Source organism: Bartonella sp. B1099 (genome assembly GCF_944801835.1).
Classification (GTDB): domain Bacteria; phylum Pseudomonadota; class Alphaproteobacteria; order Rhizobiales; family Rhizobiaceae; genus Bartonella.
Genome location: NZ_CALYLN010000002.1, coordinates 69,217 through 90,779, shown reverse-complemented (window position 1 = coordinate 90,779; position 21,563 = coordinate 69,217). Strand labels below are relative to the sequence as shown.

The following is a 21,563-nucleotide window of genomic DNA, read 5'->3' as shown; positions in this document are numbered from 1 at the left end:
TTATTTTAAAGGAAATGCGATGAGTAAACGCGAAACAACAAAATATAAAATTGATCGACGTATGGGAGAAAATATTTGGGGTCGTCCAAAATCTCCTGTCAATCGTCGTGATTATGGTCCAGGTCAGCATGGGCAGCGCCGTAAAGGAAAACTTTCTGACTATGGGGTGCAATTGCGCGCTAAACAGAAGTTGAAAGGATTTTATGGTGATATTTCAGAAAAGCAATTTCATAAAACTTATGTAGAAGCTGCTCGTCGGCGAGGTGATACAGGTGAAAATCTTATCGGCCTTTTAGAATCTCGTTTGGATGCTGTTGTCTATCGTGCAAAATTTGTGCCTACGATTTTTGCTTCTCGCCAATTTATTAATCATGGTCATGTGAATGTAAATGGGCGACGTACAAATATTCAATCGTATCGTTGTAAGCCAGGTGATGTTATTGAGGTCCGGGAAAAATCAAAACAACTTGTTTTAGTTTTAGAATCAGTACAATTAGCAGAACGTGATGTCCCCGATTATATTGAAGCAGATCATAAACAGATGAAAGCGACCTTTACACGTATTCCTGCTTTTGCAGATGTTCCCTATGCTGTGCAAATGGAACCTAATTTGGTCGTTGAATTTTATTCTCGATAATTTTTTATGAGAAAAGTTGTTTCTCTTCTATTATTATAATTTCAAACTATTGTGTTGTTTTTATAATCTTTTGAGTTAACAAATATTTTGCGAATGGTTCTATATTAAGTTTATTACACTATTTTAGTGTTATAAACTTATATAGTTCCATTTCTTTTTTTCGTATCTGTTTTTATAAATTCAAAAAACTTGAAATGTAAGCTTGCTTTATATTTGTTTCTGTCTTTGCAAAATGAGCTATTACTTGTGCAGGATATGGTCTTATGAATGATGTTTCCGTTGAATATCAGGCAATAGAAGAAAATGAAGAGAAAGATGATCTTTTGGCAAGCAAAGCAGATGATTGCCATCCAATATTTCGGCGTGCTCCTTCAAGTGTGGAATTTAATAAATTGCGCAAACGACTTTTGCGTCATATGCGGCAAGCTTTGGATGATTTTTCTATGCTCTCTACTGGAAAAAAATGGCTTGTTGCTTTATCGGGGGGAAAAGACTCTTATGGTTTATTAACACTTCTTTTAGATTTAAAGTGGCGTGGTCTTTTACCCGTTGAAATTCTTGCTTGTAATCTTGATCAAGGACAACCAGGTTTCCCTAAACATATTCTTCCAGATTTTTTGAGTTCTTATAAAATTCCCTATCGTATTGAATATCAAGATACTTATTCCATTGTTACAGATAAATTGGCAGAAACACAGACATATTGTTCACTTTGTTCTCGATTGCGACGTGGTAATCTCTATCGCATTGCACGTGAGGAGGGTTGTTCGGCATTAATTTTAGGGCATCATCGTGATGATGTTTTGGAAACGTTTTTTATGAATTTGTTTCACGGTGGCCGATTAGCCGCTATGCCTGGAAAACTTAAAAATGATGAAGGCGATCTTTTTGTGCTACGTCCTCTTGTCTATGCCGCTGAGGAAGATATGGAAAAATTTGCTCAAGCAATGCAATTTCCGATTATTCCTTGTAATCTTTGCGGTAGTCAAGATGGTTTACAACGTAATGCAATGAAAGAAATGCTGAAAAATATCGAAAGAGAAATGCCAGGACGCAAAGATACAATGATTCGTGCTTTAACGAATGTGCGCCCAAGTCATTTACTTGATAAGAAATTCTTTGATTTTAAAACGTGTGAATAAAAATGAAGCATTTTTAAAAATAAGTTTGAAGATTTTAAAATAAAATACTTATTTATAATGTTAATTTATTGCTTTACAATTTTACAATCGTAAGAGTTTTATGTCAAATTTCTTATTGTATCCATAAAAAACATCCTCCTGCATATCACAAGCGGAACTCTTGGACGTATAAAACACAATTTAAAGAGCTTCTTTTAAAATTGGTTTGCTCTTTTTTAAAGTGAACATGAAAGAGCCTTGTGGATTTTATCTTATCCTGTTGTGCAATAAAACATTGTCATTTAGAGTGGTAAACGAAGAGAATATAAAATTCTTGATAAAAATAAGTTGTTTTTAGAATGTACAGCGATCATTCAGGACAGGAGTTGCCTATAAATTCTCATGAAGTGAATCACATAAGTAACCAAACCCTATTGTGAGCAGTTGCTTTTTTATAAACTAACACCGATGGAGAACTTTATCATTGGGATGGGAAAAAGCTCAATTTTTTAAACGGCTATACCATAAAGGTCATAGGCATCTGATTGTTCGATTTTAACGGTGACAAACTCACCGACACGCAAGGGGCGCCGTGATGATATATGGACAACACCATCTATTTCTGGAGCATCGTATTGACTACGTCCTTTGGCGACTTTTCCTTGACTTTCATCGATAAGAACTTGGAGTCTTTTTCCAATTTTTTTCTTTAAAAGATGTGTAGAAATTTGTTGTTGTTTTGCCATAAAACGATGCCAGCGGTTTTCTTTTATGTCTTCAGGAATATTTTCTAATCCCAAATCATTTGCAACGGCTCCTTTTACTTCTTCATATTTAAAGCATCCAGCGCGTTCAATTTTTGCTTCTTCTAGCCATTCTAGAAGTATATTAAAATCCTCATTTGTTTCGCCTGGAAATCCAACAATAAATGTTGACCGTAAAGCGAGATCTGGACATATTTTCCGCCACTTTTCAATTCTACGATTTGTTTTCTCCATAAGAGCAGGACGCTTCATATGACGCAAAACAGTTGGTGATGCATGCTGAAAAGGAATATCCAGATAAGGGAGAATTTTTTTCGCCGCCATAAGTTCGATAACTTCATCCACATGGGGATAAGGATAAACGTAATGCATACGTACCCAAATGCCCATATCACCTAGTTCGCGACAAAGATCAAAGAATTTTGTTTTGATTGTGCGATCTTTCCAAGAATTTTCGAGATATTTAAGATCAATACCATAAGCACTCGTATCTTGTGAAATAACTAAAAGTTCTTTTACACCCGCTTTTACCAATTTTTCAGCTTCGCGAAGAACATCACTGATCGGGCGAGAAGTAAGATCACCACGCAGGGTAGGGATGATACAAAAACTACACCGGTTAGAGCATCCTTCAGAAATCTTTAAGTAGGCGTAATGGCGAGGTGTTAAACGAATACCTTGGGGAGGAACTAAATCAAGAAAAGGATCATGAACAGGGGGAATTGCTGTATGAACAGCTTGTATAACACTTTCATAAGCTTGTGGTCCTGTAATGGCCAATACATTAGGGTATTTTTGGCGAATAACATCAGGATCAGAACCAAGACACCCTGTTACAATAACTTTTCCATTTTTTTTAAGAGCTTCATCAATATTGGCTAATGATTCTTTTCTGGCAGAGTCAAGAAAACCACAGGTATTCACAATAACGACATCAGCTCCTTGATGTTGGCGTGAAATTTCATACCCTTCAGAGCGGAGACTTGTAATAATTCGTTCAGAATCTACGAGTGCTTTTGGGCATCCGAGAGAGATAAAACTAATACGAGGTGCTACCATGATAATCCTATAATTACTATGGAACGATTGCGTTCCGCTTTTATTGACTTAAAAAGTAAGAAATGTTCTTTAATTTTTATAGATAACAATCTGTTACAAATTTATTTGATTTTTCTCTACAATATTTTGTGTACGCTTACAATTTTATCTTTTTGCGCTATCAAATGCTGTTTTGAGGGCGATGATATAAGACAGACTCCTTCAAAGCATTCAAGTTCTTTTAGGATAGGTGGTGAATATTTTAAAGCTTACTTGTCAAGCCTTGTGTAAGTGAAAAACATAAGAGAAAAGAGGGGTAGTGAAACGCGTCCGGTAAGGATTTGGATTTATTTATAAACCCAATTGGGGGCATCTTTTAGCTATAGGAAGAAAGCCAGCAGTTTTTTTACTGCATTTTATTAGTGTATGTATAGCCTATTATAATAGGATTGTTTTTTAATATTTGCGAATAAGTCCGGTAAGTTTTCCTTGTATTTCTACACGCTCGGATTTGTATATACGCACTTCGTAGTGAGGATTAGCAGCTTCTAATGCGACAGAGCTTCCTGTGCGTCGATAACGTTTTAATGTTGCCTCTTTTTTATCAATAAATGCGACAATAATTTCACCTGTTATTGCTGTATTTTGTCGTTTCACAATTATCGTATCTTTATCAAGGATACCAGCCTCAATCATAGAATTATCTTTAACTTCTAATGCATAGTGCTCACCTGTATTAACCATATCGTGTGGGAGAGAAAGTGTGCTTGTTTGTTGCAGTATAGCAGAGGCGGGCACACTCGCAGAAATACGTCCCATAATGGGGATTGTGATATTTTTTTTTTCGTCTTCCTCAAAATTCTCAAGATTAGCCAAGTTTTTTGATATTTCTCTTTTATTTTTTTCTATCATACTGGGAGAAATCTTACGGGCTAGAGAAAGGTTAAATGTTATTTTCTCAGGCAGCCGAATCACCTCTATTGCACGAGCACGATTGGGTAAACGACGTATAAAACCTCGTTGTTCTAAAGCTATAATGAGCTTATGAATGCCAGACTTTGAAGAAAGTTCTAAAGCATTTTTCATTTCTTCAAAAGAAGGAGGAACACCTGTTTCTTTTATATGATTGTGAATAAACAAGAGGAGCTCATATTGTTTACATGTCAGCATTCAATGTTCCAATCAAAAGAATAAAAAAATAGTACAGTAAAAATACGTGTATATATAATAATTCTACAATTTTTTTTTGCTAAATCAAAATTATTTGCTTTATTTTTGATCTTATAAGTGAAGTTAATTAGGCAATATGTTTATTTATAGACATATTTAATATATGATAAGTATGAAATTTTACTTTCATAAATTTATCATAATATTGTTTATATATTATAAAACTACACTAATATTAAATGATATATAAAAAATATTTTATAGTTCTGACTGAATAATTTAACACTCAATTTTATGGTCAGTATTATCCTTCTATTTTCTTATATATCTACGTTTTTATTATTTTCTCATATAATAAAATTAAATAAAAAATACATTCTTTCAATAGTGTTACGGATCACTTTATGTATATTTAGAATCATTTTGCACATTGTTTCTATTTTTTTATTGTTTAGTCAAATTATCTACAGCGACAATAATGAGCATCATTTATAGCCATGCCTGATATTTTCAATGAGACTAAGTTTTTTTGTTTTACGTTTGCTTTATTCTATAGAATAATTGGCTTTCGTTATAGAATCATTGCACGTCAATAAAAAGTTACGTCCTCAAAATGCCATTGTTGCTTATTGTCATATTTATTTTAAAAAGAGATCTCTTAATGTGCTTGCTTCCCTCAAGTATGGTCTTGCAAATAACATAAAATCTATTAGGCAATGCTCTCTTCACATCTCAATAGTTTACAGCCCCCGCCATACTTATTTTGCCCAATCCTCATGTTGCGATAATTTTGGGTTATTAAAAAAATACAAGAGGCATTTTCATTTTTTAATCGTTTTATTCTTCCCTTTATGTTGAGCAAGAAAATGATTTTTATGAGTTCAATATAAAAGGAACAAAAAAATTAGAAATAAGAAAACCTTACAGTATTCAGATCTCTCATTCGAGTAAGAAAAAATAAATTATTATAAATCAATATGTTATTTTATAAATCTCTATTCATACTTAACTAAAACATAAGGTATAAAAAATAATATAATAATATAGAATAGGAAGTATTTTTTCTGTTCTCCCCATGATGCTTAACAACCCATGTGTGGAGGAGGAGAGGGTATTTCTTATAATTTTAGCATTTCGAATCTATGAGATATTTTTATCATTAGATTATTTCTTTATCGAGATTTCAAAAAGAAGATCAAAAAAAAACTCTATCTACAATGACGAAGAAAGGAGAGAAAACGGAAAATTATTGATAACTGGAAAAAATAATAATATTTTTTCCAAAAGGTGTTGACCAAATGAAAACTCAACCGTATGTTCCCTTTTCACTTTCTGCAAACTAGATAGCTTGTGTGAGAGCGCGTAGCTCAGCTGGTAGAGCAACTGACTTTTAATCAGTAGGTCCAGGGTTCGAATCCCTGCGCGCTCACCAAATTTATATGATATGGATAAGTTATACAGAAGCTTGAGAATCTTCGTTACTTTGATTCTTTTTAGTTTTTTTGATTGATTCTACAATCAATCGTTTTCTACCATTATTTTTATGTAGATTGCTCTTTTCTCCACTCTCAAAGTGCTTTATATTTACGACACAATCACACCCGCGGTAATAGCACGATGGCTGCTCGTTTTCGTAATTCATGGCCTGTGTTTTAATGCCCGCCGCATTACATGAAACAAGTTGGTAAAATCATCATACTTATTCACAGCTTATCTTATAAGATGATTTTCTATAACATATTGATTTATCTATTTTTTTATCTTCTAACGCTTTTATATAGTGCATTTATTTCTTATGACAATCACAAAATGGTTAACAATGTGTTAATCTTTTGATAAAAGAAGCGAATTCAAGGATGGTATATGCGCGAGGGATATCATTAAAAAACGTGAATACTCCTCTCGCGTACAAAAAGCGTGACGTGGTTTTTACAGTAGTACTTAACAAAAATAAGTGGACTGAATAGATGCCTTCAAATAGTAAAAAGAAATTTACTTCTATTATCAAACAGACATTTCAATTATTTTCTATGATTGTTATTTCTCAATCATTGGTGTCTTGTTGCGCAAGCGAAACCGCACATTTTTCAATAAAAGATTCCTATCATAATAAACCAATTGACGTAAATACTTCTGTTCTACCGAAACAAATATCCAATAATAAAAATCAATCAGAAGCAAAAAAACGTGGGCGGGCGATTGTTGGTAAACCTTACCAGATAAAAGGAAAGTGGTATTATCCTGAAAATGATCCAACGTATACACGTGTTGGCGAAGCATCATGGTATGGTTCAGATTTTCATGGGCGTTTAACGGCAAACGGTGAAATTTATGACATGAATCTTCTGACTGCTGCTCATCCTACAATGCCTTTACCTAGCTATGCTCGGGTTACTAATTTGAAAAATGGATCTTCACTCATTGTTAGAGTGAATGATCGCGGACCTTTTATGAAAGACCGTATCATTGATTTATCAAAGCAAGCTGCAACAATACTTGGTTATGTAGATAGGGGCGTTGCAGATGTTAAAGTAGAATATATTGCTGAAGCACCCATTGGCTATTATGATGGTGCATATTTAATGGCCTCTTATACTCCTGGAAATACGACCTCATACTCATTAGCGTCAGAAAACATTTCGAAAAAAAGAGAAACTGTTTTGTTCAAGGAGCGCAACACAGAGAACAAAGAAGGATTAGCTAAAGCAGATCCTGTTTCACAGGAACAACGCAATAAAAATGTTGCAGTGAAATTACCAGAAATTGGTCCTATCATGGTTGATAAGCCGGTGCCATTCGATCAAGTTGCTTCTATAATAAGCTCAACAAAAAAACAAAGGTCAATTGGCTACAACTGTTTTAAGAAAGAATGCGTTGAATTTTAATCTATATCATTTTCAAATAAAAAGTATTAAAAAAGGAGGAGAGTGTTATTATTAATAATTTAATGCCTCTCTCCAATCCATTGTCAGTCTTTTTTTGGTTTTATGACAGTGTTTGCTCATAAAACACGAGCTCCTTCTGCTGTGACAGCTTTTGTCAAATGAAGGTAAGCGGATTGTGTGAGTCTGTTAGTGTAATCTCTAAAAACAACTGTAAAATTTAATGGGGGAAAAATATAAAACTTAAAAAGAAAAAAAATATTTCTTTTTGATTTGGCTTTGCTTTCTTCGAAAGCATCCAAGGTAATAATATCTTATGAAGGGATTACGTGTTGCCTCATGCTTTTTTCTCGATTTCTTAATGGAGTAACACCCTTCACGTAAACTAGATACCTCAAACGAAATATACTTTTTGCATTGTCAATTCACACACTTTCATTTTAAGGAGGCATATCTAGCTTTCAAACCTATTTTATGACAACGTTTGTGAAAAGTAAAAATGATCATTTATCATTAATAAATCAATACTCTACCAATGAAAAAGATAAAAAGTCTTTTTGTCTTTCATGTTTTAAAATTAACTCTCGCGTGGAAGATAAAAAGTATATCATTTTACTTTTGCTCATGTTGAATGAGAATAAAATCTTTTCTTGAGTTGTCAATAATCTCTCAATTTACAGAAATAAAAGAGTTTTTTCCTATATAATGATTCTCTATATTGATCTTTGGGATGGGAGGAGCGGCTGTGTATACAATATTAAGGATCTTGTTGATCTTATGGGAAGTATTGGCATTTAATACGTGGGGGAGAGCACAGAATTTTCAAACTTCTGCCTCACAAGTGTTGTTACTTGATGATGATACAGAAACGATACTTTATGAAAAACAAAGTGATATTCCTTTTTTTCCTGCTTCATTAGCAAAATTAATGACGGCGGAAGTCGTCTTTCATCAATTAAAGGAGGGATTGTTAAGAAGTACCCAGGAATTCAAGGTCAGTGAAAATGCTTGGCGCAAGGGTGGGGCACCTTCCGGTACAACCACTATGTTTGCAAAAATAAAGACAGAAATCAGTGTTTCTGATCTTTTACGTGGTTTAATTATTATGAATGGAAATGATGCTGCTATTATTCTTGCTGAAGGAATATCAGGAGATGAGGCTCATTTTGCAAAGCTGATGAATCAGCGCGCAAAAATAATTGGATTATCTGAAAGCCATTTTGTTAATGCAACAGGGCTTCCCGAAGAGGGACAATTTGTAACAGTGCGCGATATGATTGTATTAGCGCGTTATATTGCTCAGGAATATCCAGATTATTATGCACTTTATCGTGAGCCTCATTTTACGTGGAATAATATTTTTCAGCGGAATAAAAACCCTCTTATTTCTAAAGAAATAGGTATAGAAGGATTTGGTTTTGGCTACAGTAAAAAAGAAGGATTTTCAATGGTTGCCACCATTTATAAAAATCATCGACGTCTTTTTTTAGCAATTAATGGTTTGCAAGATGGTAAAAAACATACAAAGGAAATAGAACGTATTCTTCAATGGGGAATGACAGCTTTTGATCTCAAAACGATTTTTACAAAGGAAAAAACGGTTGGTCGTGCTTCTGTTTATGGTGGGAAGAAAAATTTTGTTCCACTTATTGTTAAAAAACCGATAAGTTTTATGCTTTCAAATGAAAAAAAAATCAATGTTAAAGCAAAAATTAAATATCATGGTCCATTAAAAGCACCCATCGTTTTAGGGCAATCAGTTGGGGTTATTCAAATTTTAGAAGGTAAAAAGGTTCTTTTGGAAAAACCAGTTTTTGCCGGCGAGAATGTTCAGGAAGGAGGTTTCTTTACAAAAGTAAAAGATGCATTCTATGAAACAACAATTGGATGGTTACGGAAATATTTATAGTTACGCGCTAATAAGGTTAAGGTTCATACGTGTCAGGTTATTTTATCACATTCGAAGGAGGGGACGGGGTAGGAAAAACGGTGCAGATTTCTTTACTTGCTGAATATCTCTCTCTCCAAGGTTATGATGTTGTTACAACACGAGAACCAGGAGGAACACCAGGAGCAGAAGCAATCCGGCATATTTTGTTGTCAGGGCAGGCACAACAATATGGACCGTTGATTGAAGCTGTTTTGTTTACAGCGGCACGCACCGACCACGTTGCAGAGATTATCGCGCCTTCTTTGCAAAAAGGTAAAATCGTTTTATGTGATCGCTTTATTGATTCTACACGCGTTTATCAAGGACTGAATGAAACCGTCAATTCTTTTCTTCTTTCTGTTTTAGAGTGTGTTGCGCTCAATGGTATCATGCCTCATTTAACATTTTTATTAGATATGCCAGCAGAGTTTAGTATAAAGCGTGCCAATTTGCGAAGAAAACAAACAGAAGAAATCGATTATTTTGAAAAAGATCAGTTGGAAATTCAAGAACAAAGGCGTCAAGCTTTTCTTCAATTGGCCAAACAAGAGCCACAGAGGTTTCGCGTCATTGATGCGACTGGCTCAGTGGAAGTCATTGCACATCAAATAAAAAATATTTGTCATCAGGTATTGTTGGATCAGTTTTCATGAGTGACGTCATAAATATCTTACGCCAATATGATGGTATTGAGACAATTTTATCTCCGTCCCAGAATAATGTTATCTTTGGTCATGAGGATGTTCGTGACTTTTTAACACAAATGCTTAAAGAAGAGCGTTTGCACCATGCGTTATTATTTGAAGGAGAATATGGAATTGGAAAGGCGACATTAGCCTTTCATCTTGCTTGGAATATTTTAAGTTCTCAAAAAGGAAATTTCTTAGAACCCGATCCTCATTCTATTCCATGGCGCCAAATTACACAGGGGAGTCATCCTGGTCTTTTGTATGTTTCACGTCGATTTGATGTCAAAACACAAAAGTTTAAAACAGGAATACTCATTGATGATATCCGTGATATTATACACTTTTTAAGTCAAACATCGCAAGATAATGGATGGCGTATTGTTATTATTGATTCTGCAGATGATATGAATAGAAATGCCGCCAATGCACTTCTTAAAATACTTGAAGAACCTCCTGCAAAGACACTCTTTATTATTATCGCACATTCTTTAGGAAAATTGCTTCCAACCATTCATTCACGGTGTCAAAAAATTTCTTTTCGCCCGTTGAGACATGATGAAATGCAAAAAGTCATTACACATATTTTCACCAATCAGGATTTACCTGATGAAAAAACGATTGAAATGATTATTAAAAACTCTAAAGGAAGTCCTCGAAAAGCAGCTTTACTTATTCGCCATGACGGTCTTGAAATTATTAAAACAATTGATGCCCTTTTAAAACAACCTGTTTGTAACGCAACGATTGTACACACACTTGCTCAAACATTTTCATCTGTTTCTTCCCCATTTCAATTTCAACAATTTTGTGATGAAATTCTTGATAAGATTCAACAAAAAGCTATCACGCTTGTTGAAAAAGGAAATTTATTTCTCTCAAAAAAATATGCGCAAAAATGGCAAGAGATTCATCAAGAAATAGAGGAAATACAACTATTTAATCTCGATAAGAAGCAGTTTGTTATTAACTTACTTTTTAGAGTTCATAAGCTCATTCATGAGGATTAGTTTTTCCGTGACAATGTGATGAACAGGCGTTATGCCATTATATCTTTTATTTATAGCGTTTTACAACGAGTATGACATGCGTGACACATATTACATAACAACTCCCATTTTTTATCCCAATGGTAATCCGCATATTGGGCATGCTTATAGTGCCATTGCAAGCGATGTTTTAGCCCGCTTTCAACGATTAAACGGAAAAAATGTATTTTTTCTTTCGGGTACAGATGAGCATGGTCTAAAGATGCAACAAACCGCAGCAACATTAGGCATAACACCTCAGCAACTTGCAGATCGTAATAGTGCTGTGTTTCAAAAAATGCTTGCGGTATTAAATTGCTCTAATGATGATTTCATCCGTACGACAGAAGAGCGCCATTCTCAAGCGTGTCAAGAAATATGGAAAAAGATGGAAAAAAATGGCGATATTTATCTCGGCCGTTATAAGGGGTGGTATTCGGTTCGCCAAGAGGCCTATTATGAAGAAAAAGATACGGAAGTTGGACCAGATAATATTCGTCGCGAGAAGGAATTAGGCTCTCCTGTTGAATGGAATGAAGAAGAAAGTTATTTTTTTAAACTTTCTCGTTATGAAAAGGCGCTTCTTGAATATTATGAAAAATATCCTGATTTTATTGCTCCCATTGAGCGGCGTAATGAAATTATAAGTTTTATCAAATCGGGTTTAAAAGATATTTCTATTTCACGCACAAGTTTTAATTGGGGAGTCGCTGTTCCTGATAATCCCAAACACGTGATGTATGTTTGGGTTGACGCGCTTACAAATTATCTATCAGCAATTGATTTTTTTAATAAAAATTCAAAAAAGCGTGCTTTTTGGCCTGCAAATACGCATATTATTGGTAAGGATATTATTCGTTTTCATGCCGTCTATTGGCCAGCATTTTTAATGTCTGCTGGAGTTGAATTGCCCCAAAATATTTTTGCACATGGTTTTTTACTTAATCGTGGTGCAAAAATGTCAAAATCTGTTGGAAATGTCGTTGATCCTTTTGAAATGGTTGATCATTATGGTCTTGATCAGGTTCGTTATTTTCTTCTTCGTGAAGTCCCCTTTGGACAAGATGGTAGTTATAATCATGAAAGCCTTGTGAACCGTATTAATGCCGATCTTGCTAATGATCTTGGTAATTTAGCACAGCGCTCTTTATCTATGATTGCCAAAAATTGTGATGCAAAGGTTCCTAGACCCGTTGCATTTTTAGTTCAAGATAAACAGCTTTTAGAACAATCTCTTCAAGTGCTTGAAACTGTACACCAAGCAATGTCTTCTCATAGTATGCATTTAGCCCTTTCAGCTATTTTTTCAATTGTAGCAGATGCCAATCGCTATTTTGCCAACGAACAACCTTGGAGTTTACGGAAAAATGATCAAGAGCGATTTTCTACAGTTCTTTATATAACTGTCGAAGTCTTACGACGAATAGGAATTATGCTTTTGCCTTTCATTCCCCAATCAGCAACAAAACTTCTTGATAGCCTTGCGGTTGCTGAAAATGATCGGTTGTTGTATCATATAAGCCATGCAAAAATTCAAGAAGGAATTGATCTTCCTCCACCAGAACCGATTTTTCCTCGTTATGTCTTGAAGAAAGAAGATTTTCATCATGCTCATTGATACACATTGTCATCTTGATTTTGAAGATTTTTCACAAGATTTGGATAATGTTATCCAACGGGCTTTCGATGTTGACGTTAGACGTATGATCACAATTTCAACCCATGTTCGTAAGTTAGATAAGCTGTTAGCTATTGCACAAAGCTATGAGCAAGTCTTTTGTTCCGTTGGAACACACCCTAATCATGCGCATGAAGAACAAAATGTTACAGCGGAAAAACTTATACACCTCTCAAGACACCCTAAAATTGTTGCGTTTGGGGAAGGGGGGCTTGATTACCATTATGATTATTCTACACCAGAAGAGCAAAAGAAAGTATTCCAAGAACATATCATTGCTTCTCGAGAAACACAGATTCCTCTTGTTATACATTCACGCGATGCAGATATCGATATGGAGAAAATCTTACGCGAACAAATAAAGGAAGGGGCTTTTCCCTTTATTCTTCATTGTTATTCATCTGGAATGCAGCTTGCTCGTGCTGGCATTGAACTTGGTGGTTATATTTCTTTTTCAGGTATTCTTACTTTTAAAAACGCATTTGAAATCCGTGAAATAGCAAAAATTGTACCCCATGAGCAGTTGCTGGTGGAAACAGATGCACCATTTTTAGCCCCCACTCCTCATCGGGGAAAAACCAATGAACCATCTTTTGTATGCTATACAGCAGCCGTTTTGGCTGAAACAATTGGCTTAAGCATCGAAGAAACAGCTCAATTAACAACGCGGAATGCTTTTCGTTTATTTAGCAAAATGAAATAAGGCAAAAGCTATGTGCGATCAGTATCGATTTACAATATTAGGCTGTGGTCCCTCTCCAGGTGTTCCACGACCTAATGGCGATTGGGGTATATGTGATCCCAATAACCCTAAAAATAAACGCTACAGAAGTTCTTTATTAGTTGAACGCATTAAACCATCAGGAAAAAAAACAACTGTCGTTATTGATACAGGTCCAGATTTTCGCTCACAAATGATTGATGCGCGTGTAAGGCATCTTGATGCTGCTCTTTACACGCACTCTCATGCAGATCATATCCACGGTATTGATGATTTACGCAGCTATGCACTTGCACAAAAATGTTTAATCGATATCTATGCAGACAGGTTTACACTAGAACATCTCAAAAATGCTTTTGGATATTGTTTTCAAACACCAAAAGATTCTTCTTATTCACCTATCTTAAAAGAGCATCTTATCGATGAAGATAGCCAATTTATTATTCAAGGGCAGGGGGGAGCAATAAGTGTCAATACGCATTTACAATATCACGGAAATATTCATTCCTTAGGTTTTCGTATTGGGAATGTTGCCTATTGTACAGATGTTAGTGAATTTCCTAAAAAAACATTATCCAAATTAACGGATTTAGATGTTCTTATTATTGAAGCCCTTCAATTTAAACCTCATCCGAGTCATTTTTCTGTTGATCAAGCATTACAATGGATAGAATATCTAAAGCCCAAACAAGCCATACTTACACATATGGACAGATCGCTAGATTACAACGAGGTTATCAATTACGTTCCAGCTTATGTAAAACCGGCACATCAAGGTCTTATTTTGGAAACAAAGGCATAACCCCACTTAACGCAATATTCCACGTAAATAAAAACACTTCCTAATAAATTATCCTTTATTTTGTTTTATTTTTGTCGTAATGAGTGCTTTTTATGTCAAAAATGAGGTTTTTTTATGCATAAGAGTTTTAAGCGGGGAATATGTATTGTGATTTTAGCGGTTTCCTTGACAGCATGTGGGGGGCGTTTAGAAAAAAATATTTCAACGACAACATTACATGATGGAACAATGAGTTGTGCCGATATTCAACGGGAGTTTTTTGCTAATAAACGTCAGATTAATGATACAATTGCAGAGCGTTCTAAAGCAAGAAATAAAAATGTAGCTTTAGCAGCAGCAGGTGTTATATTTGTGCCTGCTTTGTTTTTTATGGATGTAAAATCAAGCGAAAGTAATGAAATTGCAGCTTTAAATAATCGTAATGCTGTTTTGAGTGATCTTGCACGTATAAAACGTTGTAAAATAGCACAATAATTTTTCTTATTTATTATAAGATTTTTATTATAATTATTTTAATATTTAAGATAAGATAACTTAAAGGCTTATTTTTTATAGTTTATTTAAATTAAAAAGATAAAATACTTTATTATATTATATTTGCCTAATTATTGCCATAATTTTGCTTTAAAAGAGAAACATGCGACGTAAATATGATGCATTTATCAAAAATGAGGCGTCGCTTGTTTCTATTGGGAGCGGACTTTTTTTTGTATCGTTTTATCGCATAATATATATTATGGAACTTTTATGGAAAGGGATTAATTATGACGGTGGCACTTTGGGGAACAATAGCATCATTATTATGGATATTTTGTGCAAAAGCAGAAAGTCCTTTGCAATTGTGGTGGGTACCTTTTATTTAAAGAATAACTTATTAAAAAGATTAACAAAAATTAAAAACTTCGGGCCAGTCATTCTGGCCCAATTTTTTTAATTACGATAATTTTTTATTTTTTACTCTTTTAAAGAAAATCATCATAATTTGTAGGATCATAAAGACTAAAAATAATATTCCATGAAATAATGGTACAAATGGCTGATCAACAAAATTGGAATAATAAAGTATTATTGTTTCAATCAATGCTGCAAGACACCATAAAATAATGCCCCATAAAGAGTACATCCAAAGTCCAATCAAGGCAATAGGATAGAGAATAGCCAATATTGCTGATGCAAATTGCCACTGCCAAGGCATAAGGTCAAAACGCCATAAAATACCCGGAAAAACACCAACAAGGCGTACCCAATAAAAAATACTCAAGCTCAAGCAAATAAGCGCCAAAAACCGTAAATAACAATTATAAATTAAGTTGATTTTTGAAGTCCGTTTGTGAGAACTATTTTTCACAATAATAACTCTTGTTTAACAGGTTGGAAATAAGAATCTACCATTTCATCAGTTACATTTGAAAGTTTATCAGGCTGCCATTGAGGTGTTTTGTCCTTATCAATTAACATAGCCCGTATTCCTTCATAAAAATCGTGTGAATTAATCATATGATGTGCAATACGGTTTTCAGTTTTCATACAATCTTCCAAAGTTTGAGCTGTATTTTGTCTCATTTGTTTCCAGATAACTTTCAAACTTATCGGAGAACGTGACTGCAAAATATCATAACATTTTTTAGCAAATAAAATACTTTCATTACTTTTTTTATGAAGCAATTCAAGACATTCTTCTAATGTCTGGGCACTAAAACAAGTGTTAATGATACAACGTATTTCATGACTCGTTTCATAGTCTTTTGTAATTGCATGCTTATTTAAAGCTAAAGTAGGATCTCCCTGCTCAATAACTGCTTTCCTAATCACATCGAATTTAACTTCAGGAACGGCATGTGTTGCTAATCCTAAACTTAAACAATCTCCCCATTTTATATGTGCACCAGTCAATGCAAGATAAATACCAAAATAACTGGGAAGAGATGGTAAGAAAAAACCTGCACCAACATCTGGAAAAAATCCAATCGCAGCTTCTGGCATAGCAAAAACTGTATTTTCTGTAACAATTCGATGAGAACCATACAGAGAAATTCCTACTCCTCCTCCCATCCAAATACCGTTTAAGAAAGAAATATAAGGCTTTGAAAAGCGTTTAATATAAGCATTTAAACTATATTCCTCTCTAAAATATTGATAAGCAGAGGCGCTTTTCCCCATGTGATAGATTTCTACAACATCTCCACCAGCACAAAAAGCACGTCCCTCCCCTTCAATTAAGACACATGAAATATCATTATCCGTTTCCCATGTCTTGAGAGCTTTTTTTAAAGCGGAAACCATTCGCCCATTAAGAGCGTTTAATGCCAAAGGGCGTGAGAGTTTTATAATACCAGCACACCCTTCTTTCGTAAAAGAAATATCATTATCCGCTCCAAAATCAATTTGCATCTCACACCCTTCTTAAAACAATTACTCTATTGTTTTTTTATATTTTTCTCCCCAAGTTGGGGAAATATTTGCATGATCGCGCCAATACAATATATATAAATTCCTGTTATTGAAATTCCTATTTTAACCCAATAGGGAGCTTCTAATTGATAAAAGAAGGCCGCAACACCAAAGAAACACCATAAGAGAAAAATTGGAAAATTAATTCTCCGTAAACGAATGACTCTTACAGGATGGATGAAATAAATTGGCAAGAAAGATATAATGGCCGATAAAATAATGATGATAAAGGTAATCCACTCCTCTGGTCTTACGACAAAAAGTGTAAAAACCATCATATTCCAAACAACAGGAAATCCTTTAAAAAAGTTTTCTTTGGTTTTCATACCTGTATCAGCATAATAAATAGCCGATGAAATAACAATGATTGCACTCAATGAAAACGATAACCCTACCCCCATAAAACCACTTTGATAGAGGGCAAAAGCAGGAATTAAGACATAAGTTACATAATCAATGATATTATCTAACAACTCTCCAGACCATGTTGGAAGGACGTATTTAACATCAAGTTTGCGTGCAATGGGTCCATCTATACCATCAACGAGAAGTGCAAGCCCAAGCCAACAGAACATAGCTGTCCATTCTTTTTGAGAAGCCGATATAAGAGAAAGAAATGCTAAAAATGATCCCGAAGCTGTTAGTAAATGAACAGAAAAAGCTTTTGCTTGTGGCATTGTTACTTTTTTATGGCGTAATAATTTAGCATTTGTTTTAATTTGTTTTGTTAGTTTACGTTTCAAGGTTTTCTTATCCTCGTTTTTACAGTCTTCATCCACTACCAATACGCCATTTTTACCCATGATATAACTCAGCATAAAAAAAATCATAAAAAGGTTACTTTTTTATATCGCATTATTTATTACATAATATAATAGAAGAGCTTCATACAATAAAAAGAGAGCAATCATTTGGAAATTTAAAATATTTGCTCTATTGAGGAAAGGCTCAACTCGTTGTGATACTTGAAAAGAAAGAACATAAAGCTATTACTGTTATTGGTGCAGGCCCTGTTGGAATGTTAGCTGCATTGAGGCTTGCGCATAAGGGGGGAGCTGTTTTTCTTGTTGGCCCCCCCCCTGCTCTTACAGATGAGTTACGGACAACAGCTCTTATGATGCCTGCAATACGCACACTCCAAAAACTTAATATTTGGAATAATCTTCAAAAAAAGGCTGCAGCTTTATCGTACATGAGAATTATCGATATAACTTCTAGGATTGTACGTGCGCCTACGGTGCATTTTTCTTCTGCTGAAATTGGTGAAAAAGCTTTTGGCTATAATATACCCAATGTAAAATTGAACTCTGCTTTAGTCGATGCTGTTACACAGATGCCTAATATTAAAAGATTTGTTTCTGAAGCTAAATCTTTTCATCACACAAAAAGCTATGTATCTATCACTCTTGCTGATGATCGAGTCATTCAAGCACCCCTTGTTATTGCGGCTGATGGACGCCACTCTCTTACACGTGCGGCAGCAGGAATAACTGTCAAACAGTGGGACTATCCACAAAAAGCACTTGTTCTTAACTTTTCCCATGAATTTTCTCATCAAAATACATCAACTGAATTTCATACAGAACATGGTCCATTTACACAGGTTCCGCTCCCTGGGCGAAGATCCAGTCTTGTATGGGTTGTTCACCCTTCTCGTGCTGAGGAATTATTGAATATAGAATCAAAAGAAATTGCAAAAATAATCGAAAATCAAATGCAATCAATGCTTGGAAGGCTAACCTTAGAAACATCAATTCAAGCATGGCCGCTTTCAGGACTTCTCGCTCACTATTTTGCTGCGAATCGAACGATCTTAGTGGGTGAAGCTGCTCATGTTTTTCCCCCTATTGGAGCACAGGGATTAAATTTAGGATTCCGTGATGTTCAAACTTTGATTGATATTTTACCCAATCAAATATCCGATTTTAACTCTGAAATGATTGTTACAAAATATAACCAATATCGCAAACCAGATATATTAATCCGCAGTGGAGCTGTTCATACCCTCAACTCTGCTTTACTTTCTCATATGTTACCTGTTCATATCATGCGCAGTCTTGGGCTTAGTCTATTACATCATTGCTCGCCATTACGTAATTTATTTATGCGCGAAGGAATGTATCCCGGTTATGGTTTCAAGGAAATGATGTCAATATTTCCAACAAAATCACCGAAACAACTCTATTGAGAAATAAGAGTAATAACGGAAAATAAATGCATTTTGTAAGTACATTTATTTAGTAAAAATACAATATTCTAGCATACAATAAAAAAGGATTATTTCATAATTTAAGAGATAAATATAATTCAAATCCATTTTACCAGTTTTATAAAAATTCATACTAGAATGTTCATTCTATTGATTTACGTGCTTGTTTTAAAGTAACATCTCGCACTTAAACTCGTTTCTCGTAATAGCGCCTGCATTAATAATATAAACGGAAAACTATTAAACACAATCATTTTTACGCTTATGACAGTTGCAAACCTGTGCACATCAGAGCTGTTTATCATCCTCTAATGTTTTAGAACTCTCTTATATTTGAGATCATTTCTAAGCGATATTTTATTCCTTTATAGCTTTTTATTCATACACCAGATTCTTTGAGTTTGTATCACAATATATGTATAATTAATATTTCTACATCTCATATTATCTAAAAAATTTACTCTATATATTTGGTGTATTGATATGAAATAATTTAAAATATAATATATATTTATTATAATTCTGTATGGAATATCAAATTTATAGATAAAAAATAGTTTTATTTAATCAATAAAATTTCATTTTTTTGTTAAGTATAATTTAAAAATAAAATCATCTTGGGAACCTGTTAGCAATACAACGGTTAATGAAGTGTTGTTTCAACAGAGAGTGACAAGATGAACCTAAATAACATTTTGAAATTAAGTGTTTTTTTTATGATGATTGTATGTGTTTCATTGATCGTCACGACTTCAATCAGTGAAGTTTTTCAACTTCCTTATTGTCAAACCTTTACCTATAGCTCCAGTCAAAATGTCACTAAAACAGGTCAGAATTCATTTACTGCTTCACAAATTAAAAATTGTCTTATGCAAAACGGTTTTGAGAACATTAAACGATTGCGTTTAGATGACAAAGGCATTTGGCGTGCTTTAGTAAAATTTAAAAAGTCCCATTTTTTCGTGTCCGTTGACTATTCAGGAACAGTTAGCATTCAAAATGAAAGAAAAAAATATGATTGAGTTTAAAACTTCTATTCATCGTTGTAAGAAAAATTTTTTCAAAAAGTGCTATCATTCTATTAAAGAATTTGCTTTCATTGGCGGTTTAAATGGTAGCATATCAGGAGCAATCGCAGCAACTCTTGCTACTTATGGTTACATTGCCCTTCCAGGATTTGGTCCACTTATTGCAATGGGTATAGGAGTAGCACTTTCTGCCGGAACAATAATAGGAGCGCTGATAGGATCCGGAATGGGCGTGAATGTTGGTATATGCTGTATTTTATGGGAAATTTATATCAATCATAGTCGTCCTTTCTCTTATAAATTTCGCAATGAATAGAAAGCTATTGTCATTTTTTCTATGAACAGAACATTAAAACATTAACCAAATTATATGCTCTGTTTTTTGCTGAAATGATCATCATATTATTAGATAACTTATTAAAATTGCTTGATTAATTTCTTAATATATCTCAAAAAAATATATTTTTTAAAGCATCCCTTGAAGAAATGTAAGCGAGATATAATTATCCACCTATAACAGCTATATTTTTATAGCTCAAAAAATAAAAGTTATGTTTAAAAATACACTTTAATTTATTTATTCTTTATAAGAATTAATATTTCTATGTAGTTTATTTTTTTAAAGTTAAATTTAGGATATTTTTGTTTTTAATAATATGTATTACTAATAAAATATTTAAATTAAGACTATTTTGATAGATTAGATTTATTTAAAGTAAGTATAAATGTATTTTATGAAAAAATATTTACTCTCATTATTTGTTTTTATGGCGTTTTTAATGCATAAAAACTCTGCTTTAGCACTATCAACAACAGTAAATATTTATAAACTAGAAGATAATAATTCCAAAAAGCTTATTGGTAGCATTAAAATCGAAGAAAACACATACGGTTTGGTTTTTATCCCTAATTTATCGACTTTACCAGAAGGAATGCATGGTTTTCATGTCCATACAAATCCTTCATGTGATACAAAAGATGGCATAATTGGTGGAAGTGCAGGTGGACATTATGATCCTGAACATACCGGAAAACATTTAGGAGCTTATAATATCGATGGTCATCTTGGTGATTTACCAGCACTTTATGTTGATAAGCAAGGGAATGCCATGATGAGTGTTCTTGCTCCACGATTGAAAAAAATCTCTGAAATTACAGGACACTCATTAATCATTCATTTAGGGGCTGATAATCAATCAGATAAACCATTACCCCTTGGTGGAGGTGGTGCACGCATGGCATGCGGTATTATTGAATAAATAAAAGAGAGAATTGTAGTAAACTGTGACAGTATACACTCCCTTTATTATAACATGTGATAGAAATTTATTTTTAAATCCATTTTAATAAGTTAAGTAACCTATGGGAATATTATAAATCGATATTTTTTTGGATATTTAATGTGGATAACAAAAAAC

Annotated in this window: 20 protein-coding genes and 1 tRNA gene; 16 read left to right on the top strand and 5 right to left on the bottom strand. The window is 33.9% G+C overall.

Annotated elements, in window-relative coordinates:
• The first annotated feature begins 19 nt into the window (after positions 1-19).
• Together rpsD and ttcA are read left to right on the top strand one after the other, a co-directional pair.
• Positions 20-637, top strand: coding sequence for a 30S ribosomal protein S4 (gene rpsD / locus NNJ73_RS06680; RefSeq protein ID WP_012231733.1), 618 nt, complete (start codon positions 20-22; stop codon positions 635-637).
• A gap of 263 nt (positions 638-900) precedes the next feature.
• Positions 901-1,779 (top strand): tRNA 2-thiocytidine(32) synthetase TtcA, encoded by an 879-nt coding sequence (gene ttcA / locus NNJ73_RS06675; RefSeq protein WP_254493369.1) that lies wholly within the window; start codon positions 901-903, stop codon positions 1,777-1,779.
• Between the two features lie 488 nt (positions 1,780-2,267).
• On the opposite strand, the gene rimO is transcribed toward ttcA, so the two are convergent.
• On the bottom strand, positions 2,268-3,581 hold the full coding sequence (gene rimO, locus NNJ73_RS06670) for a 30S ribosomal protein S12 methylthiotransferase RimO (RefSeq protein WP_254493366.1): 1,314 nt from the start codon (positions 3,579-3,581) through the stop codon (positions 2,268-2,270).
• A 435-nt stretch (positions 3,582-4,016) separates the two neighbouring features.
• A complete protein-coding gene (gene lexA, locus NNJ73_RS06665) occupies positions 4,017-4,730 on the bottom strand; it encodes a transcriptional repressor LexA (RefSeq protein WP_254493364.1) in 714 nt (237 codons plus the stop codon).
• Positions 4,731-6,086: 1,356 nt separating this feature from the next.
• On the opposite strand from lexA, the gene NNJ73_RS06660 reads away from it, so the two are divergent.
• The 10 genes from NNJ73_RS06660 to NNJ73_RS06615 all read left to right on the top strand — a co-directional run bounded on the left by NNJ73_RS06660 (position 6,087) and on the right by NNJ73_RS06615 (position 15,391).
• A tRNA-Lys gene (locus NNJ73_RS06660) sits at positions 6,087-6,162 on the top strand.
• A gap of 535 nt (positions 6,163-6,697) precedes the next feature.
• Positions 6,698-7,615, top strand: coding sequence for a septal ring lytic transglycosylase RlpA family protein (locus tag NNJ73_RS06655; RefSeq protein ID WP_254493362.1), 918 nt, complete (start codon positions 6,698-6,700; stop codon positions 7,613-7,615).
• Positions 7,616-8,357: 742 nt separating this feature from the next.
• The gene (locus tag NNJ73_RS06650; protein WP_254493360.1) at positions 8,358-9,521 is read left to right on the top strand and encodes a D-alanyl-D-alanine carboxypeptidase family protein; all 1,164 of its coding nucleotides are present in this window, start codon (positions 8,358-8,360) and stop codon (positions 9,519-9,521) included.
• Between the two features lie 29 nt (positions 9,522-9,550).
• A complete protein-coding gene (gene tmk, locus NNJ73_RS06645; protein WP_254493358.1) occupies positions 9,551-10,195 on the top strand; it encodes a dTMP kinase in 645 nt (214 codons plus the stop codon).
• Positions 10,192-11,238, top strand: a complete 1,047-nt coding sequence (locus NNJ73_RS06640; protein WP_254493352.1) for a DNA polymerase III subunit delta' — start codon at positions 10,192-10,194, stop codon at positions 11,236-11,238. The genes tmk and NNJ73_RS06640 overlap by 4 nt, the downstream gene beginning before the upstream one ends.
• A gap of 76 nt (positions 11,239-11,314) precedes the next feature.
• Positions 11,315-12,874, top strand: a complete 1,560-nt coding sequence (metG, locus tag NNJ73_RS06635) for a methionine--tRNA ligase (RefSeq protein ID WP_254493350.1) — start codon at positions 11,315-11,317, stop codon at positions 12,872-12,874.
• Complete coding sequence (locus NNJ73_RS06630) at positions 12,864-13,637, top strand: TatD family hydrolase (protein WP_254493348.1); 774 nt, start codon at positions 12,864-12,866, stop codon at positions 13,635-13,637. Before metG ends, NNJ73_RS06630 begins: the two co-directional genes overlap by 11 nt.
• 10 nt (positions 13,638-13,647) lie before the next feature.
• A complete protein-coding gene (locus tag NNJ73_RS06625) occupies positions 13,648-14,457 on the top strand; it encodes an MBL fold metallo-hydrolase (protein ID WP_254493346.1) in 810 nt (269 codons plus the stop codon).
• A gap of 114 nt (positions 14,458-14,571) precedes the next feature.
• Positions 14,572-14,931 (top strand): hypothetical protein, encoded by a 360-nt coding sequence (locus tag NNJ73_RS06620; protein WP_254493344.1) that lies wholly within the window; start codon positions 14,572-14,574, stop codon positions 14,929-14,931.
• Positions 14,932-15,094: 163 nt separating this feature from the next.
• On the top strand, positions 15,095-15,391 hold the full coding sequence (locus NNJ73_RS06615) for a hypothetical protein (protein ID WP_254493341.1): 297 nt from the start codon (positions 15,095-15,097) through the stop codon (positions 15,389-15,391).
• Here the strand turns inward: NNJ73_RS06615 and NNJ73_RS06610 are convergent, their stop codons facing one another.
• Genes NNJ73_RS06610 through pcsA form a run of 3 tightly spaced genes read right to left on the bottom strand, consistent with a single transcriptional unit; the run spans position 15,392 to position 17,711 of the window.
• The gene (locus NNJ73_RS06610; protein ID WP_254493340.1) at positions 15,392-15,805 is read right to left on the bottom strand and encodes a DUF6163 family protein; all 414 of its coding nucleotides are present in this window, start codon (positions 15,803-15,805) and stop codon (positions 15,392-15,394) included. It lies immediately after the preceding gene.
• Entirely contained in the window at positions 15,802-16,848 is a 1,047-nt protein-coding gene (locus tag NNJ73_RS06605; protein WP_254493338.1) for an enoyl-CoA hydratase/isomerase family protein, read from the bottom strand. Before NNJ73_RS06605 ends, NNJ73_RS06610 begins: the two co-directional genes overlap by 4 nt.
• Positions 16,849-16,874: 26 nt before the next feature.
• Positions 16,875-17,711: a phosphatidylcholine synthase gene (gene pcsA / locus NNJ73_RS06600; RefSeq protein WP_371923259.1), complete on the bottom strand. Its 837-nt coding sequence runs from the start codon at positions 17,709-17,711 to the stop codon at positions 16,875-16,877.
• A 155-nt stretch (positions 17,712-17,866) separates the two neighbouring features.
• Between pcsA and NNJ73_RS06595 the strand changes: the two genes are divergently transcribed.
• The 4 genes from NNJ73_RS06595 to NNJ73_RS06580 all read left to right on the top strand — a co-directional run bounded on the left by NNJ73_RS06595 (position 17,867) and on the right by NNJ73_RS06580 (position 21,404).
• Positions 17,867-19,096, top strand: coding sequence for a UbiH/UbiF family hydroxylase (locus NNJ73_RS06595; RefSeq protein ID WP_254493336.1), 1,230 nt, complete (start codon positions 17,867-17,869; stop codon positions 19,094-19,096).
• A 698-nt stretch (positions 19,097-19,794) separates the two neighbouring features.
• The gene (locus tag NNJ73_RS06590; protein ID WP_254493330.1) at positions 19,795-20,139 is read left to right on the top strand and encodes a hypothetical protein; all 345 of its coding nucleotides are present in this window, start codon (positions 19,795-19,797) and stop codon (positions 20,137-20,139) included.
• Positions 20,117-20,461 (top strand): hypothetical protein, encoded by a 345-nt coding sequence (locus tag NNJ73_RS06585; protein ID WP_254493328.1) that lies wholly within the window; start codon positions 20,117-20,119, stop codon positions 20,459-20,461. Before NNJ73_RS06590 ends, NNJ73_RS06585 begins: the two co-directional genes overlap by 23 nt.
• A gap of 463 nt (positions 20,462-20,924) precedes the next feature.
• The gene (locus tag NNJ73_RS06580; protein ID WP_305883332.1) at positions 20,925-21,404 is read left to right on the top strand and encodes a superoxide dismutase family protein; all 480 of its coding nucleotides are present in this window, start codon (positions 20,925-20,927) and stop codon (positions 21,402-21,404) included.
• Positions 21,405-21,563: the final 159 nt, after the last annotated feature.

Coding starts and splice junctions, on each gene's coding strand:
- rpsD (WP_012231733.1), top strand. CDS start 20: ATGAGTAAACGCGAAACAACAAAATATAAAATTGATCGACGTATGGGA.
- ttcA (WP_254493369.1), top strand. CDS start 901: ATGAATGATGTTTCCGTTGAATATCAGGCAATAGAAGAAAATGAAGAG.
- rimO (WP_254493366.1), bottom strand. CDS start 3,581: ATGGTAGCACCTCGTATTAGTTTTATCTCTCTCGGATGCCCAAAAGCA.
- lexA (WP_254493364.1), bottom strand. CDS start 4,730: ATGCTGACATGTAAACAATATGAGCTCCTCTTGTTTATTCACAATCAT.
- NNJ73_RS06655 (WP_254493362.1), top strand. CDS start 6,698: ATGCCTTCAAATAGTAAAAAGAAATTTACTTCTATTATCAAACAGACA.
- NNJ73_RS06640 (WP_254493352.1), top strand. CDS start 10,192: ATGAGTGACGTCATAAATATCTTACGCCAATATGATGGTATTGAGACA.
- metG (WP_254493350.1), top strand. CDS start 11,315: ATGCGTGACACATATTACATAACAACTCCCATTTTTTATCCCAATGGT.
- NNJ73_RS06630 (WP_254493348.1), top strand. CDS start 12,864: ATGCTCATTGATACACATTGTCATCTTGATTTTGAAGATTTTTCACAA.
- NNJ73_RS06625 (WP_254493346.1), top strand. CDS start 13,648: ATGTGCGATCAGTATCGATTTACAATATTAGGCTGTGGTCCCTCTCCA.
- NNJ73_RS06620 (WP_254493344.1), top strand. CDS start 14,572: ATGCATAAGAGTTTTAAGCGGGGAATATGTATTGTGATTTTAGCGGTT.
- NNJ73_RS06615 (WP_254493341.1), top strand. CDS start 15,095: ATGCGACGTAAATATGATGCATTTATCAAAAATGAGGCGTCGCTTGTT.
- NNJ73_RS06605 (WP_254493338.1), bottom strand. CDS start 16,848: ATGCAAATTGATTTTGGAGCGGATAATGATATTTCTTTTACGAAAGAA.
- pcsA (WP_371923259.1), bottom strand. CDS start 17,711: ATGGGTAAAAATGGCGTATTGGTAGTGGATGAAGACTGTAAAAACGAG.
- NNJ73_RS06590 (WP_254493330.1), top strand. CDS start 19,795: ATGAACCTAAATAACATTTTGAAATTAAGTGTTTTTTTTATGATGATT.
- NNJ73_RS06585 (WP_254493328.1), top strand. CDS start 20,117: ATGAAAGAAAAAAATATGATTGAGTTTAAAACTTCTATTCATCGTTGT.
- NNJ73_RS06580 (WP_305883332.1), top strand. CDS start 20,925: ATGCATAAAAACTCTGCTTTAGCACTATCAACAACAGTAAATATTTAT.